Source organism: Micromonospora sp. NPDC093244 (assembly GCF_040683695.1).
GTDB lineage: Bacteria > Actinomycetota > Actinomycetes > Mycobacteriales > Micromonosporaceae > Micromonospora.
In genome coordinates, this window is record NZ_JBFBEO010000001.1 from 1,048,283 (window position 1) to 1,061,996 (window position 13,714).

Sequence of the window (13,714 nt, forward strand, 5' to 3'; positions counted from 1 at the left end):
GGAGAGGGCCGACCACGGCCGGCGGTGCCATGGTCGAGGGCAACCGCCTCGCTCCCACCTTCGCCGATGACGGGCGGTGCAACCCGTGGCGCACCCCGACAGGAGATTCGACGGATGAGCCCAGTCGACACGAGCCCGCTGCAGGACCGGCTCGCGTTTGCCCGACAGGTCAAGGCCGCCTCCACAGGCGAGCTGCTGGCCCTGATGCAGTCACCACGCCGCGCGTCGATCGTGCACGACATCGTCGAGGACCTGCCGGCGGTCTTCCGGGCCGACCGGGCCGGCGACCTCGACGCGGTGGTGCACTGGAAGGTGACCGGGCGTCCCGACGGCGGCACCGACACGCTGGAGCTGGTCATCACGCAGGGAACGCTCACGGCGTCGCTGGAGCCCACACGCCCGGCCCGTCTCACCCTGACCCTCGGTCCGGTCGACTTCCTGAGGATGGTCACCGGCAACGCCAACGCCAAGATCCTGTTCCTGCGGGGCCGTATGAAGGCCCGCGGCGACCTGGGTCTCACCACGCGTTTTCCCAGCCTGTTCGACACGCCGCGGCCGTAAAGGAAGGTACGTGGACAACTTCGACGCCCTGACCGCCGACCAGGTGATGACCCTGGAGGCGTACGCCGACACCATCATTCCCGGTGAGCGGCGTGATCCCGGCGACCGCGCGGTCGCCGGCGCGGCCAGCGGAGGCGGCGCCGTCGCCTCCGGAGCCGTGGACCTGATGCTCTCACCCGAGGGCGGGCTGGCGGGCACCCTGGACAGCCTGGCCGAGGGGCTCAACGAGCACGCCCGCGACTACGGCACCCGGACCGGTCTCGACCTGGATCCCGCGGTGCCGCCCTTCGTGGCGCTGTCCTTCGCCGACCGGATCGCCCTGGCCCGGGAACTGCTGGCGCCCGGCCACCCGGAGCAGGAGCTGTGGGTCGCGCTGGCCATGTTCAGTGCGATGGCCTGGGACACCGGCGCCCACATGAGTACGACCGACGCCCTGGCCTCGGGCCATCCGGGTCTGACCCAGATGGGGTTCATGCCACCCGACCCGGACGGTGCGTGGCGCTTCCCCCGATTTTCCTATGGCCGTGCCCTTGCCGCGATCCACCCGCGGACGACCCCGAGAGGAGATCCGCAGTGACAGCCCACGAACGGACCGATGTCCTGGTCATCGGCAGCGGCTTCGGCGGCGCGATCCCCGCGTACCACCTGGCGGCCGGCGGCGCCTCGGTCGTCGTCCTGGAACGCGGCCCGTGGCTGACCGCCGACGAGTTCGAGCACGACTTCAAGTTCGGTTCGTCGTCGACCCGGGTGTTCGAGTTCACCATGGGCGAGGGGATGAACGTGCTGGGCGGCAACTGCGTCGGCGGCGGCAGCGTCGTCTACTTCGCGGCCATGCCCCGCGCCCCCCGCTTCGTGTTCGAACGCGAGGGCAGCCTCGGCCGGCGGATGTGGCCGAAGTCCATCACCCGGGAGGCGCTGGAGCCCTGGTACGACCGGGTGGCTCAGGCCCTGCCCATCACCCAGAGCAAGTGGGACGACGTCACGTACGCCGGTGGCGTGTTCGCGGCGGCCTGTGACCACGCCGGTCGTACGGCCAACCCGGTCGCGGCGGCGATCGACACCGACCTGTGCACCAACTGCAACTGGATGATGTCCGGCTGCAAGTTCGACGCCAAGCGGTCGCTGCTGCTCAACTACCTGCCGGCGGCTGTCGACCACGGCGCCCAGATCCGGCCCCTGCACGAGGTGCAGCGCATCGAGCGGTCCGCCGACGGTGACTTCCTGGTCCGCTACACGGTGGTCGACCCGGTCGACTACCGGGTGCAGGTCGACGAGGGTGTCATCGAGGCGAAGCTGGTGGTGGTCGCGGCCGGCGCGGCGGCGACACCCGTCATCCTGCAGCGGTCCGAGGAGACCCTCGGGGCGATGCCACCAGCTGTCGGGCGTTACTTCTCCGGCAACGGCGAACGGCTCAACACGGCGATCCTCAACGAGGACCGGGTCGGTGACGTCCTGGGACTGGACCGGGGCGACGGCCTGGCGTACGCGGCCAACCAGATCGGCCGTGGGCCGTCCGCCGCCAGCTGGGACCGCCTCGACGGCTCGCTGCCCGAGTTCAGTCGCTACTCGTTGGAGCAGCTGTACTTCCCCCCGGGGTTCGGCACCATCCTCGCCCAGGCGCCCGACGCCCAGGGGCCGAGCTGGTTCGGGCTGGACAAGAAGGAGATCCTGCGGCGCTGGCAGTCCTGGCTGACGATCTTCATCATGTCCGAGGACGACAACGAAGGCGTCTTCGGTCCTCCTCCGGAGACCGGCAACGCCGACCGCATCTCCATGCAGATGCTCAGCCGGGGCAACCTGCGGTACGAGCCGACCGCCAACACCCGGCGCGGGTGGGCCCTTGCCGACGCGGACATCCGCGACATCCTGGAGCGTGACGGCCTCGCCCGGGTGATGCCCTGGACCAACGAGGTCATCGGGGCGTACACGGTGCATCCGCTGGCGTCGTGCCGGATGGGCGACGACCCGGAGACCTCGGCCCTGGACGACACGAACGAGCTGCGCGACCACCCGGGGATCTTCGTGACCGACGGCTCGGCGGTGCCGGGGGCGTTGACAGTCAATCCGGCGTTCACCATCGCCGCGATCGCCGAGCGCGCCGTGCCGCACATCGTCCGGGCCGCCCAGTCCCGCGGCGTCGACGTCAGGTATCTCGGGTCGCTGCCGCCGGGGGAGCGGGCCAGCCGCCGGACACCTGTGGCGGTGAACGGCCGTGACGGCCAGCCCGTGTCAGTCCCCTCGGTTTAGCCGAACATCAGGAGGATCCGTGTCGAACCAGACGAGTGTCTACGATGATCTGATCGCTGACGGCGACGACGTCGAGGCGTTGGTGACCGGGCTGAGCCCGGATCAGTGGTCCACTGCCACGCCGGCGCCGGGCTGGACTGTCAAGCACCAGATCGCCCACCTGGCCTTCGTGTCCCACCTGGCCGCGCTGTCGGCGACCGACCCGGACGCCTTCGCCGAGCATGTGGCCGACGCCAGGCGGGACTTCCAGGCGGCGGTGAACAACGCCCTGACCGCGTACATGGAGCTGCCCACCGACGCGCTCGTGGAGAGGTGGCGGCAGGAACGCGACACCGCCGCCAAGGCGCTCGCCGCAGTCGATCCGACGGGCACCGTCCCGTGGCTGGTCACCCCGCTACCGCCGTCGGTGCTGGCCGCGGCCGGCATGATGGAGCTGTTCGGCCACGGGCAGGACATCGCCGACGCGCTGGGACGGACCCGCGAGCTGACCGACCGGATCGGCCACCTGGCCTGGTTCGGCTTCCGTACCCGCGACTTCGGCTACCAGGCGCACGGGTTGACGCCGCCGACGCAGGAGTTCCGGGTCGAGCTGACCGGTCCCTCGGGCGTGGTCTGGGAGTTCGGGCCGCCGGACGCGACCCAGCGGGTGACCGGCCCGGCCGTCGACTTCGCCCTGCTGGTCAGCCGCCGTCGGCACCGCGACGACCTGTCCCTGACCGCGCAGGGCGAGGAGGCCGACCGCTGGCTCGACGTCGCCCAGGCGTACCGGGGCCCGGCCGGGCCGGGGCGCCGTCCCGGTCAGTTCGCCAAGCGGTAGGTACACAGAGGTCCGCCTCCGCGGGCGCCCCGAGGGCGCCGCGGAGGCGGACCTTTTCGTGTGTGCCTGCGTCACCGCCGTGGTGCGGCCCCGCGCGGCGACGGGACCGGCGCGCGTCGCGCCACCGGTCCCGACGCGCGTCGCGCTACCTGCCTCGGGGCGCCATTTCGGCGGTACGGCCCGCCGCAGCCCGCACGGGACGGCCCGGGCGGTGAGCCTCCAGGTCGGGAATCGCGTAGAGGATGGGCAGGTCCGTGGTGCGCTTCGGTCGCAACGCGATGCCGACCATGCTGGTGGACCGGTCCGCCACGGTGACCGGATCGACGTCGCCCAGGAGCAGCGAGCGTCGGGTCCAGGGCTCCGGGTCGACGCTGTCCGCCGTCGCCACAGCCCTGACGAACCACTGCCCGGGGGAGACGTCGGGCAGGCAGTAGCGTGCCTTCGTGCCGGCCTCGGCCTCGACGACGGTCCAGGCCGCCGGCCGCCGCTGGATGATCGGGGTGTCGAACGCGCCGATGTAGACACGTGCCGTGGCGTACCCGGCCGGCAGGGTGACGGTGCCGGTGATGGAGCCCGACTCGGGCAGTGCCTCGTCCTCGGGCTGGGGTGTCCCGCGGATGCCCTCGGTCCACATTCGTCGGAAGCGGCTGGGCGAGGTGCCCACGCTGTCGGTGAAGTGGTTGGTAAACGACCCCAGGCTGTTGAAGCCGACCGCCAGGGAGATGTCCGTGACGCTCATCGAGGTGGTGGCGAGCAGGCGTTTGGCCTGGTAGATGCGGACCGCAGACAGGTACCTCCCGGGGGAGACCCGGGTCGCGGCGCGGAACACGCGGGAGAAGTGGAACCTGCTGAGGATTGCGCTCTTGGCTATCTCGTCGAGCGACAGCGGCTCGCTGTAGCCCTCCCAGATGCGCGCGATGGCGGACTTGATGGCACTGTTCATGGGGGCCTCCGTGAGCAGAGCAACACGATCTGTCATCACTCTGCACGGGTGACCTCGAGAGCCGGTTGGGCTCGGATGGGGCCGTGGTCGAGGCCGGCTGGGGCCGCCGGCGGTGCTCCGGGGGTGCCCGCGGGCGGCGTCCCGGAGCACCAGGCATATGCCGTGACCAGGGCCGAGGGCCCTTCGGAGGACGGGGGGATGCCCTGCCTCAGGCTCTACTTCGAGGCTGCTTGAAAACGAGTTGCCGGGATGGTGTCGTATCAAGGTGCACCCGTTCGTAGAACTAACGTACGGCGGCGACGGCCGGACCGCCGTGCACGAGGAGTCGGGAGAGGCCCTCGTCCGGGCAATGAGAGGAGACGACCTTGACGGAGTACCTGATCGCCTTCAACGATGAGTGGGTGGGTCCGCACACGGCGGAGGAGATGGGCAAGAAGGGCGTGGCCGTCCTGGCCGTCATCGAGGAGATGCGGGCCGAGGGTGTCCTGATCTCCAGCAACGGCGGGCTCGACGAGTCCACCGCGGTGTGCAGTGTCGAGTCGGTCGACGGTAAGCCCGTCTTCAGCGACGGCCCGTACGTCGAAACCAAGGAGCACCTCGGCGGCTTCGCCGTCATCGAGGTCGCTGACGACGAGGCGGCGCGGCACTGGGCCGGCAAGCTGGCAACCGCGCTCGAGTGGCCGCAGGAGGTGCACCGCTTCCCGAATCCCGGGCAGAACCGGTTCAACGGTTCTGGAGACAAGTGAGTCTGGTGCCCAGGTACCTGCTGTCCGTCTACGGACCGGCAGAGCACACCGAGTCCGGCACCTGCCCCTCTGGGAAGGCCACACCGCAGGCGTCCGCCGACGCCGGCGCCTTCACCGAGAGGCTCCGCAGGGACGGTCACTTCGTCTTCGCCGACAGCCTGGAGCCCGTGACGACCGCCACCACCGTCGACGGACAGGGCGGCAAGCCGGTCCTCACTGACGGGCCCTACCTGGAGACGGCGGAGCAACTCGACGGCTTCTGGGTCGTCGAGGCGGCGGACCTCGACGTGGCCCTGGTGCTCGCCGCCGAGGGGTCGAGAGCGTGCGGTGGCGCCGTCGAGGTGCGTCCCTTCCGCACCGAGGGATCCGATCGGACGCTGCCGCAGCCGTGAGTGGCCCCACCGTCGAGCAGGCGATCACCGGTGCCCACCGCGAGGAGTGGGCACCGGTGGTCGCCAGCCTCGCACGCCGTTTCGGCGACCTCGACATCGCCGAGGAGGCCGCGGCCGAGGCGTTCGCGGCGGCGGCGGAGCGGTGGCCGCGCGACGGCGTACCGCCCAACCCGGGCGGCTGGCTCGCCACCACCGCGACCCGCAAGGCGATCGATCGTCTCCGCCGGGAGCTGCAGCGCGACGCCAAGCACCAGGAGGCCCTGATGGTGTACGACGACACCCCTCCTGAGCCGACCGGTCCGGTCGAGGACGACCGACTCAGGCTGATCTTCACCTGCTGCCACCCCGCGCTCGCGATCGAGGCTCGGGTGGCGCTCACCCTGCGGCTGCTCGGCGGCCTCACCGTCGCCGAGATCGCGCGCACCTTCCTGGTGCAGGAGACGACGATGGCGCGACGGATCACCCGCGCCAAGACGAAGATCAAAGCCGCGCACATCCCGTACCGGGTGCCCTCGGAAGACGACATCCGCGAGCGGCTCGCCGGCGTTCTCGCAGTCGTCTACCTCATCTTCAACGAGGGCTATCTCGCCAGCGAGGGCGACGACCCGTTGCGTGTCGACCTCACCGACGAGGCGATCCGCCTCGGCCGCCTGCTCCGGACCCTCCTGCCGGACGACGGCGAGGTGGCCGGCCTGCTCGCCCTGATGCTCCTCACCGATGCCCGGCGGCCGGCGCGCGTGTCCCGTACCGGGGAACTGGTGACCCTCGACGAGCAGGACCGCGGCGCATGGGACCGCGCCCTCATCGCCGAGGGCAGAGCCCTGGTCCACGAACGGGTCAGGGCGACGGCGACCGGCGGTGACCCACCCGGGTGCTACCAGCTCCAGGCCGCCATCAACGCGGTCCACACCGATGCCCCCTCCGCCCGGGACACCGACTGGTCCACAATCGTCGCCATCTACGGCCGCATGGTGCTCCTCGACCCGTCGCCGATCGTTCGGCTCAACCGGGCGGTCGCGGTCGCCGAGGTCGACGGCCCCCTGGTCGGGCTCGCCGAGATCGACCGGCTCGCCGGGATCCTCGACGGGTACCACGCCTTCCACGCCGCTCGCGCCGACCTGCTCCGGCGAGCCGGGCGCGGTGGCGAGTCGCGGACGGCCTACGACCGGGCCATCGATCTCGCTGGCAACCCCGCGGAACGGGCCTACCTCACCCGCCGACGCGACCAGCTCGCCAGCTGACCCTTCCCGTTGGACTCGGACGGGCGACGGCAGATGGCCCTGGGGTCGACGGGTCGGCAGCGGTCGAGGTTGGCCGCGTCTGATGGGCCCGATCAACCGAAGAGGAGATGCTCATGGTGTTGCCGCAGGTGGTCTCCCGCGATCAATGGCTGACGGCCCGTAGGGCGCTCCTCGCCAGGGAGGAGCAGCTCCCCCCGCGGCATGCCGCGGTGGTCGCCGCCCGCCGTCGTCTGCCGATGGTACGGATCGAGAAGGACTACGTCTTCGAGGGCGCCCGTGGGCGGGCGACTCTGCCGGAGCTGTTCGAGGGCTGCCGTCAGCTGATCGTCTTCCACCTTATGTTCGATCCGGACTGGGACGACGCGTGCCCGAGCTGCTCGGCGTTCTCCGGCAGACTCCATCCGGGACTTCTGGCGTCGATGCGGACGCGGGACACGGCGTTCGTCGCCGTGTCCCGCGCGCCGCTGACCAAGCTCAGGGCCAGCCCGGGATGGGAGCGGTGGCATTTCCCGTGGTATTCGTCGTTCGGTAGCGACTTCAACTACGACTTCCACGCCACGTTGGACGAGCGCGTCGCCCCGGTGATGTACAACTTCGACTCCAAGGCGGAGATCCTGGCTGCCGGCTCGCCGATCGAGCTGGTCGTGAGCGAGATTCCGGTCGAGATCGTCGGCCTGAGTTGCTTCATCCAGGACAGCGGAGACGTGTTCCACACGTACTCCGCCTATGACCGCCGCGTCGAAGAGCTGAGCCAGGCCGACAGCCTGCTCGAGCTGACTGTCCTGGGCGGCCAGGCGTAACCGACGCCGGGCGGGCGTACGGCCAGGCAAGCCCGGAGATGTCACCGTGAGGCCGAATCCGAGATCGTGTGCCAGCGACCGACACAGAGATCGGAGGCCGAGCCATGCCGCGATGGAATCCCGTTCGCGTTGTCAGCTCCCTTTTTCCCAGCGAGCCGGGCCCCAAGCGCTTGTACGTGGTGGCCACGCTCATCAACACGTTCGGAAGTGGGCTGCTGATTGGAAGCCTGCCGCTGTACTACACCCGCGTCGTGGGCCTGTCCGCCGCGCAGGTCGGGCTGGGCCTGACCATCGCGCTGACCGCCGCGCTGGTGATGGCCCTCCCGCTCGGTGAACTCGCCGACAGGCGCGGCCCCGTCCAGGTGATCAGGGCCCTGCTGCTGGTGGAGACCGTGTCGATGCTGGGCATCCTCTTCATCGGCGACTTCATCAGCTTCCTCGTCGCCTCCTGTGTGCACCTGGTGGCGTCGAATGCGCTCGGGACTGTCGAGGGAGCGCTGTTGCGACGGGTGGCCGGCGACGACGCGCCCGCCTTCCGATCCTCGATCTACGCGGTCACGAATGTGGGCCTGTCGCTCGGGTTGATACCCTCCGGCATCGCGATCCAGCTCGGCACCGCCAACGCGTATCGCACGCTCATCGTCATCAACCTGCTCAGCTTCCTGGTCGCCTGGTTGGTTCTCGACAGGCTGCCGCGTTACAAGCCGATTCCGAGGCCGGCCACGGGTCCGCGCTGGATCGCCCTGCGTGACAAGCCGTACGTCACGTTCGCGCTTCTGAAGGCGTTGATGCACCCGCAGTTCTACGTCCTCACGCTGTTGCTTCCGCTCTGGGTGGTCGACAAGACGAACGCCCCGCGGTGGACCATCCCGGTGTCCCTGGCGATCAACACTGTCTTCATCATCCTGCTCCAGGTTCGCCTCGGCAGTCAGGTGCAGACGATCCGGCAGGGCGGGCTCGCCTGGCGGCGGGCCGGGCTGGCCTTCCTCCTCAGCTGTTGCGTGCTGGCCGTTGCGGCCGGGCTGCCCAGCTGGGCGGCGCTGGTGGTGGTGATCGCGGCAGTGGTGCTGCACAGCTACGGCGAGATCATGCACACGGCCGGCCTCTTCTCGGTGGCCCTGAAACTGCCTCCGCCGCACGCGCAGGCACAGTACGACGGCTTCAGCGGGATCTTCGCCGGCACCGGCAACGCGGCCGCTCCGGCGCTGCTCCTCGGTGTGGTCCTGAGCCTTGGTGTGCCCGGGCTGATCGGACTCGGCGTGTTCTTCCTCCTGCCGAGCCTGCTGATGCCGGCCGTGACGCGGTGGGGTGAGCGGACCAGGCCGAAGGCGCAGGAAGACCTCGACCTGACAGCTGTCGATGCGGTGAAGTGATCCGGACAGGCCCTGGCCGGCGCCCCACGCGCCGGGCCGGGGCCGCGGAACCGGGGCAGGGCCGGCTGGACCGACTGACCGGTCCGGCCGGCCCTGCCGTCACCGCCGTGTACGTCGACACGTACGTCTCGGCCCTGCGGCTGTCGATGTGGTTACCGTCGGGACCGCCGTCCACCAGGCGGTCGACGACATGCGGGCCGCCCGTATCGCACAGGCGGCCCGCAACAGGGTTCTTGGTCGTCGCTCTCGGACGGGTTCGTCACGCCGTCCGAAGGCTCGGCACGATGGTCGTGGCGACAATCTCGGCCAGCTCGGGCGTGACAGTGCCGACCGGCTGCGCCGGCAGCTCCCGCACCAGGTAGGAGTCCTCGTTTCGGCCGGGCACCGTGAGGGTCGAGGGCGAGTCGGACAGCACGGTCACCGCGGCTCGTCCGACGGCCGGCCCGGCCTGCGTGTCGTTCCGGCCGGCCAGCACGAAGGCCAGCCACGCGCGATACCAGACCACCAGGTCGGAGAACGCTCCCGCCGAGCCGCTGAGACCCCTGCTCGCCGCCAGGGCGTGCACCTCGTCCAGGAGGGTCCGCTCCATTCTCGACACGACGAGTTCGGGGTCCGCCGTCAGGTCCGGGGGAGTGCGGGTGGTCGGACCGAACTTGCCGAGGAACTCGCTGAACTTCCCCATCACGTGATCGTCGTCGGGCCACGTCGGGTTCACCAGAACGGCGGTGACCGGACGGGTGGCTGACAGCAGGCCCGCGACCCGCAGGGCCAGCGGCGAGGCGCTGCAGTGCCCGACGACCTGCACCTGGCCGTGGTCCGCCCCGGCGTCCAGGAGTTCGGCCACGCAGGCCGCGGCCAGCTCCGGCAGCGGAAGGTACCGGCGGTCCTCGGACAGCACACCGATGGGATCGATCTGGAACACAGCCCGGCCCCGGATCCGCTCGCTGAGCATCTCGCTCAGGCGCGGTGACATGGACATCGCCTGGAAGTCGGCTACCAGGATCGGATCGGTGTCGCCGGGGCTCAACCGCTTGAGGATCCGCTCGTCGCCCGAATGCGTCATGCCGCTCCCTCGTGCACTCGCGCCGCCGATGCGGCCGGCGGCCCCGCCCTCCGAGGGCCAATCGCCGCCCAGGGATCGGTGCCGCCAGGTCATCGCCAGCTCATGATCGACTCGACTGACCGTCGTCCAGCCAGTCTTCGCCGATGAGCCCTCGGAGCCTTGTCGGACGGTGCTCGATCGGGTCCTGCGCACGGGGCGTCAGGTCCCGGTCCCGGAGCACAGCGCAAGGTGCCCGGCCCGCCGCCATCCCCGATTCTGGCTCTGGTTCCGCCGGGACACGAGGCGAATGACGGGCCTTCGCCTGCCCGATACGGCGGCCGCCGGTACGTCAAGGCGCACGTTCCTGGCCCCACAGGGAAGGAAGAGATCGCGATGCCTGATCAGCTCGGTAACCGGGCGGTGGTACTTGGCGGGAGCCTGGCTGGCCTGCTCGCCGCCGACGTACTCGCCGGGGTCTACCCGGAAGTGGTCGTGGTGGATCGGGACGAGCTGGCCGGTGTGACGGGCCCCCGGCGCGGCGTGCCGCACGGCCGCCACGCCCACGGCCTCGTCGGCCGCGGCCAGCAGATCTTCGAGAAGCGGTTCCCCGGCCTCATGGCGGAGCTGGAGGCCGCCGGTGTCCGGCCGGGCGACTTCAGCGGTGCCATCCGCTGGTATTTCAACGGCATGCAGCTTCGCCAGGCACAGACGGGCCTGCTCTCGGTGCCCTGCACCCGGCCTGTCATCGAGCGGTTCGTACGCGGCAGGGTGGAAGCGATCAGCAATGTCCGGTTCCTCCAGCAGTACGACATCGTCGGGCTGGAGACGACCCCCGACGCGGCCCGGGTCACGGGGGTGCGCGTGCAGGCCCGCGACGGAGGTTCGGGCCCCGAGGTGCTCTCCGCCGACCTGGTCATCGACACCACCGGCCGAGGGTCACGGACGCCGGTCTGGCTGGAGGAGCTGGGCTATTCCCGGCCGACCGAGGACCGGGTGAAGGTCGATCTCGCCTACACCACGCGCCACTACCGGGTACCTCGCGATCCGTTCGGCAGCGACATCGCCATCATCGCGGCGGCGACCCCCTCACATCCGCGTGGCGCCTTCTACTACCGGCTTCCCGGGGAGGACGGCCGCGTCGAGCTGTCCCTCACCGGCGTACTCGGTGACCACCCGCCAACCGACCCCGAAGGCTTCCTCGCCTTCGTCCGGTCGCTGCCCGTGCCGGAGATCTACGAGTCGATCCGCGAGGCCGAGCCGATCGACGACCCGGTGATGTTCCGCTTCCCGGCGAGCGTCCGCCGTCGCTACGAGCGACTGTCCCGGTTCCCCGAGGGCCTGCTGGTGATGGGGGACGCGGTGTGCAGCTTCAACCCGGTGTACGCACAGGGCATGGCTGTCGCCGCCATCGAGTCCCAGGTCCTGGCCGATCAGCTCACGAAGGCCAAGGTGCCACCGGCGCGTGAGTTCTTCCAGGCGATCTCCCGCCAGATCGACTCACCCTGGGATTTCGCGGCGATCGCGGACCTCGGCTACTCGGGAGTGGAGGGCCGCCGGACCGCCAAGGTCCGCATGATCAACAGCTACGTCGCCCGGCTCCAGCGGGCGGCGGTCCACGACGAGAGCCTCACCAATGCCTTCATGAGGGTCGCCGGCCTCGTCGACGAGCCGTCGGCTCTCCTTCGCCCCGGCAGGGTTCTTCGGACGTTCCGGCAGGCCGGTGGCCGTGCGCAGGCGGCCACCGCGCCGCTCGCAGAGGCCCGTGACTAGTTTTGGAGGTGCAGGATGCGCTCATTCCGTATCGAGGTTCCGCAGTCCCAGCTCGACGATCTGAAGCAGCGGCTCGCCAACACCCGCTGGCCGGACGAGATGCCGGGGGTCGGCTGGGACCGAGGCGTACCGCTGGGGTACCTCAGGGAACTGGCCGACTACTGGCAGAGCGGCTACGACTGGCGGGCGGCCGAGGCACGCCTGAACGCGTACCCGCAGTACGTGACCGAGATCGACGGCGCGAACGTGCAGTTCATGCACATCAGGTCACCTGAACCGAACGCGTTGCCGCTCATCATGACGCACGGCTGGCCGGGCACCGTGGCGGAGTTCCTGCACGTCATCGAGCCGTTGACCGACCCCGTGAAGCACGGCGGCGACCCGTCCGACGCCTTCCACCTGGTCATCCCGTCGATCCCCGGGTATGCGTTCTCCGGCCCCACGGGACAGGTGGGCTGGGACACCGGCCGGGTGGCCGGCGCCTGGAAGGAACTGATGCGCGGCCTCGGCTACGACCGCTACGCGGTCCAGGGCGGAGACTGGGGCACGCCGATCTCGCTGCGGCTCGGCCTGGCCGACCCCGAGCACGTCGTGGGCATCCACCTCAACATGTGCGTCACCTTTCCGCCGCAGGACCCGGCGGCGATGGCCGGCCTGGACCAGGCGGACCTGGCCCGGCTGGAGTTCACCGGCCGGTTCATGCAGGACGGCACCGGCTGGCAGCGGATCCAGTCGACCCGTCCGCAGACGCTGTCGTACGCGCTTACCGACTCGCCGGTGGGGCAGCTCGCCTGGATCGCCGAGAAGTACAAGGAGTGGACGGACTCGGCGAAGGTGCCCGAGGACGCGGTGAGCCGCGACGCCATCCTCACCGCGGTGTCGATCTACTGGCTGACGGCGACCGCCGGGTCCAGCGCGCAGCTGTACTACGAGTCGAGCCACATGGACGCCGACTTCGCCAGGACCTGGGGTGGGCCGTGGCCGTTGGCGATGCCGGTAGGTGTCGCGTCGTTCCCCAAGGACGCGGTGCGGCCGATACGCCGGTTCGCCGAACAGATCATGCCGACCCTCACCCACTGGACCGAGTTCGACAAGGGCGGCCACTTCGCGGCCCTGGAGCAGCCGCAGCTGCTCGTCGGCGACATCCGCACGTTCGCCCGCTCCCTCCCACGCTGACCGCGCCGGCGCCCGGGCCACCGGCGCCCGAGCGTTCACCAGCCCAGCAGAGCAGTGTCCGATTCGGTACGACGAAAGCGAGAGACCATGACGACCAATTCCTCCCCGGTCGCCGCGCCGTCCATCTCCGGCGCCGAGCAGGCCGAGATCGCCGCCGTCCCCGCGCGGATGGTCGCGGCCTGGGCAGCGCACGACGCCGACGCGTTCGCCGACCTGTTCACCCAGGACGGCACGTTGATCCTTCCCGGCGTCTACAAGAAGGGCCGCGACGAGATCCGGGAGTTCATGTCGGCCAGCTACGCCGGCCCGTACGAGGGCACCCGGGTCACCGGTACGCCCATCGACCTCAAGCCGCTCGCGGACGGCGCCGTGGCGCTGCTGACCACGGGCGGGGTGATCGCGTCCGGTGAGACCGAACTGGCGGACCGGGACGCGATCCGGGCGTCCTGGATCCTGGTCCGGCGCGACGACAGGTGGCAGTTGGCGGTCTACCAGAACTGCCCGCGCGACTGAGCTGTCCGACGGGACGTCACTGGCGACCGGTGCTCACCAGAGCACCGGTCGCCTTTCGTGTGACCGGAGCCCGTCACCGGACCAGGTCGGTTT

Annotated in this window: 14 protein-coding genes; 12 read left to right on the top strand and 2 right to left on the bottom strand. The window is 70.3% G+C overall.

What is annotated here, in order from left to right; translation table 11 throughout:
* Positions 1-114 precede the first annotated feature (114 nt).
* The 4 genes from AB0N27_RS04680 to AB0N27_RS04695 are packed head-to-tail and all read left to right on the top strand — an operon-like array spanning position 115 to position 3,625.
* Complete coding sequence (locus tag AB0N27_RS04680) at positions 115-561, top strand: SCP2 sterol-binding domain-containing protein (RefSeq protein ID WP_364363093.1); 447 nt, start codon at positions 115-117, stop codon at positions 559-561.
* Between the two features lie 46 nt (positions 562-607).
* Positions 608-1,138, top strand: a complete 531-nt coding sequence (locus AB0N27_RS04685; RefSeq protein WP_364366065.1) for a DUF5987 family protein — start codon at positions 608-610, stop codon at positions 1,136-1,138.
* Positions 1,135-2,808, top strand: a complete 1,674-nt coding sequence (locus tag AB0N27_RS04690; protein WP_364363097.1) for a GMC family oxidoreductase — start codon at positions 1,135-1,137, stop codon at positions 2,806-2,808. The genes AB0N27_RS04685 and AB0N27_RS04690 overlap by 4 nt, the downstream gene beginning before the upstream one ends.
* Before the next feature lie 19 nt (positions 2,809-2,827).
* Entirely contained in the window at positions 2,828-3,625 is a 798-nt protein-coding gene (locus tag AB0N27_RS04695) for a TIGR03084 family metal-binding protein (protein WP_364363100.1), read from the top strand.
* A gap of 145 nt (positions 3,626-3,770) precedes the next feature.
* Here AB0N27_RS04695 and AB0N27_RS04700 read toward each other — a convergent pair whose 3' ends face one another.
* A complete protein-coding gene (locus AB0N27_RS04700; RefSeq protein WP_364363103.1) occupies positions 3,771-4,568 on the bottom strand; it encodes a helix-turn-helix transcriptional regulator in 798 nt (265 codons plus the stop codon).
* 365 nt (positions 4,569-4,933) lie between these two features.
* Between AB0N27_RS04700 and AB0N27_RS04705 the strand changes: the two genes are divergently transcribed.
* From AB0N27_RS04705 to AB0N27_RS04725, 5 genes are all read left to right on the top strand, one after another.
* The gene (locus AB0N27_RS04705) at positions 4,934-5,314 is read left to right on the top strand and encodes a YciI family protein (RefSeq protein WP_364363106.1); all 381 of its coding nucleotides are present in this window, start codon (positions 4,934-4,936) and stop codon (positions 5,312-5,314) included.
* Positions 5,311-5,706 (top strand): YciI family protein, encoded by a 396-nt coding sequence (locus AB0N27_RS04710; protein WP_364363109.1) that lies wholly within the window; start codon positions 5,311-5,313, stop codon positions 5,704-5,706. The genes AB0N27_RS04705 and AB0N27_RS04710 overlap by 4 nt, the downstream gene beginning before the upstream one ends.
* On the top strand, positions 5,703-6,947 hold the full coding sequence (locus AB0N27_RS04715) for a DUF6596 domain-containing protein (RefSeq protein ID WP_364363112.1): 1,245 nt from the start codon (positions 5,703-5,705) through the stop codon (positions 6,945-6,947). The genes AB0N27_RS04710 and AB0N27_RS04715 overlap by 4 nt, the downstream gene beginning before the upstream one ends.
* 113 nt (positions 6,948-7,060) lie before the next feature.
* Positions 7,061-7,747, top strand: coding sequence for a DUF899 family protein (locus AB0N27_RS04720; RefSeq protein ID WP_364363114.1), 687 nt, complete (start codon positions 7,061-7,063; stop codon positions 7,745-7,747).
* Between the two features lie 176 nt (positions 7,748-7,923).
* Positions 7,924-9,120 carry an MFS transporter gene (locus tag AB0N27_RS04725; protein WP_364363117.1) on the top strand — a complete coding sequence of 399 codons (1,197 nt, stop codon included), beginning with the start codon at positions 7,924-7,926 and terminating at the stop codon, positions 9,118-9,120.
* A 259-nt stretch (positions 9,121-9,379) separates the two neighbouring features.
* Here AB0N27_RS04725 and AB0N27_RS04730 read toward each other — a convergent pair whose 3' ends face one another.
* On the bottom strand, positions 9,380-10,183 hold the full coding sequence (locus tag AB0N27_RS04730; RefSeq protein WP_364363120.1) for an alpha/beta fold hydrolase: 804 nt from the start codon (positions 10,181-10,183) through the stop codon (positions 9,380-9,382).
* A 372-nt stretch (positions 10,184-10,555) separates the two neighbouring features.
* Here AB0N27_RS04730 and AB0N27_RS04735 point away from each other — a divergent pair, with 372 nt between their 5' ends.
* The 3 genes from AB0N27_RS04735 (at position 10,556) to AB0N27_RS04745 (ending at position 13,621) form a co-directional block, all read left to right on the top strand.
* Positions 10,556-11,932 carry an FAD-dependent monooxygenase gene (locus AB0N27_RS04735; protein WP_364363123.1) on the top strand — a complete coding sequence of 459 codons (1,377 nt, stop codon included), beginning with the start codon at positions 10,556-10,558 and terminating at the stop codon, positions 11,930-11,932.
* Positions 11,933-11,947: 15 nt separating this feature from the next.
* Positions 11,948-13,108 carry an epoxide hydrolase family protein gene (locus tag AB0N27_RS04740; RefSeq protein WP_364363126.1) on the top strand — a complete coding sequence of 387 codons (1,161 nt, stop codon included), beginning with the start codon at positions 11,948-11,950 and terminating at the stop codon, positions 13,106-13,108.
* 87 nt (positions 13,109-13,195) lie between these two features.
* Positions 13,196-13,621, top strand: a complete 426-nt coding sequence (locus tag AB0N27_RS04745) for an SgcJ/EcaC family oxidoreductase (protein ID WP_364363129.1) — start codon at positions 13,196-13,198, stop codon at positions 13,619-13,621.
* Positions 13,622-13,714 lie beyond the last annotated feature (93 nt).

Coding starts and splice junctions, on each gene's coding strand:
- AB0N27_RS04745 (WP_364363129.1), top strand. CDS start 13,196: ATGACGACCAATTCCTCCCCGGTCGCCGCGCCGTCCATCTCCGGCGCC.
- AB0N27_RS04680 (WP_364363093.1), top strand. CDS start 115: ATGAGCCCAGTCGACACGAGCCCGCTGCAGGACCGGCTCGCGTTTGCC.
- AB0N27_RS04740 (WP_364363126.1), top strand. CDS start 11,948: ATGCGCTCATTCCGTATCGAGGTTCCGCAGTCCCAGCTCGACGATCTG.
- AB0N27_RS04685 (WP_364366065.1), top strand. CDS start 608: ATGACCCTGGAGGCGTACGCCGACACCATCATTCCCGGTGAGCGGCGT.
- AB0N27_RS04720 (WP_364363114.1), top strand. CDS start 7,061: ATGGTGTTGCCGCAGGTGGTCTCCCGCGATCAATGGCTGACGGCCCGT.
- AB0N27_RS04735 (WP_364363123.1), top strand. CDS start 10,556: ATGCCTGATCAGCTCGGTAACCGGGCGGTGGTACTTGGCGGGAGCCTG.
- AB0N27_RS04730 (WP_364363120.1), bottom strand. CDS start 10,183: ATGACGCATTCGGGCGACGAGCGGATCCTCAAGCGGTTGAGCCCCGGC.
- AB0N27_RS04700 (WP_364363103.1), bottom strand. CDS start 4,568: ATGAACAGTGCCATCAAGTCCGCCATCGCGCGCATCTGGGAGGGCTAC.